The organism is Flavisolibacter ginsengisoli DSM 18119, assembly GCF_900129295.1.
In the GTDB taxonomy this organism is placed as follows: domain Bacteria; phylum Bacteroidota; class Bacteroidia; order Chitinophagales; family Chitinophagaceae; genus Flavisolibacter; species Flavisolibacter ginsengisoli.
The window spans coordinates 1-1,286 of sequence record NZ_FQUU01000053.1; the positions used below are offsets into that span (position 1 = coordinate 1).

Here is a 1,286-nt window from a genome sequence, read left to right on the forward strand (position 1 = left end):
CCCATGTCATGGAGCCAGAGTTCCTATACAGATCCAACTTTCATCAATAAAATTAAATACACACCCAACTGGGTTTTCCAGGGCTCTGATGATACAAACCCATATCCTTCCACAACTTATAGTGTAAGGGATGCCATGGTAGCCGCAGGAGCTAATTTCAAACTTACTGTTTACCAGGGAGTGGGTCATGGTACCTGGTGGAATGCCTGGGGTGAACCAGACTTCTGGCCATTCATCAACAGGGCTTACAGCTCTAACCCATGGCAGCTAGGTGGCGTGAAACCATTTTGGCCAGGCACTGCTATTAATATTACCCTCGGCCTTCCGGCAGGTTTCTCAGCTTACGAGTGGAGAAAAGACGGGGTTTTAATAAGTGGTGCAACTTCCAATACCATTACAGTGACTGCTGGTGGAACATATGATGCAAGAGTTCAGAGAAACGGATTATGGTCCGACTGGTCACATGTGCCAGCTATTATTTCTCCGGGCAGATATGAGGCAGAAAACTACACTACAATGAGCGGTGTTCAAATTGAAGGCTGTTCTGATGTTGGCAGTGGACAAGATGTTGGTTGGATATCACAGGGAGACTGGATGGAATATACCATCAATCCCACATCTGCCGGAACTTATACTATGAGATTTAGAGTAGCAACACCAGGATCCGGAGGAAAGATAGCTGTGAAAAAAGGTGACGGGACCGTTGTAGCAACTGTAGATGTACCTAATACAGGAGGATGGCAGACCTGGCAAACCGTTAGCATTCCTATCACACTTGCAGCGGGGTCCCAAACAATTCATTTAGAATCTGCCGCAACCAATGGCTGGAATATCAATTGGATAGAATTTGCCAATGGCGGCACAGGCAACCAGGCCCCTACAGTAAATGCAGGTGCTCCACAAACTATTACACTTCCAACCAATAGTGTAACACTAAATGGCACAGCATCAGATCCAGATGGTTCGATTGCTTCCTATAGCTGGACAAAAATATCTGGTGGCGCAGCTACTATCACTTCACCTTCCAATCCCTCTACTACAGTTACCGGACTGGTTGAAGGAAGTTATGTATTCCGCCTCACTGTTACAGACAACCTGGGAGCTTCTTCCAGTGGTGATGTTGCAGTTACTGTACAAACGGCCACCTCGGCCAACCAGCCTCCAACTGCCAATGCAGGAGCAGATCAAAGCATCACCCAGCCTGCAAGCTCTGTTACCTTAACGGGAAGCGGCACAGATGCAGATGGAACTATAGCTTCTTACAGCTGGACCAAGTTATCCGGCGG

1 protein-coding gene is annotated in these 1,286 nt (G+C 47.4%); it reads left to right on the forward strand.

From position 1 onward, the window contains the following. Positions 1-1,286, forward strand: a 1,286-nt coding sequence (locus tag BUA53_RS20880; RefSeq protein ID WP_139256556.1) for a PKD domain-containing protein, incomplete at both ends; no start/stop codon positions are given.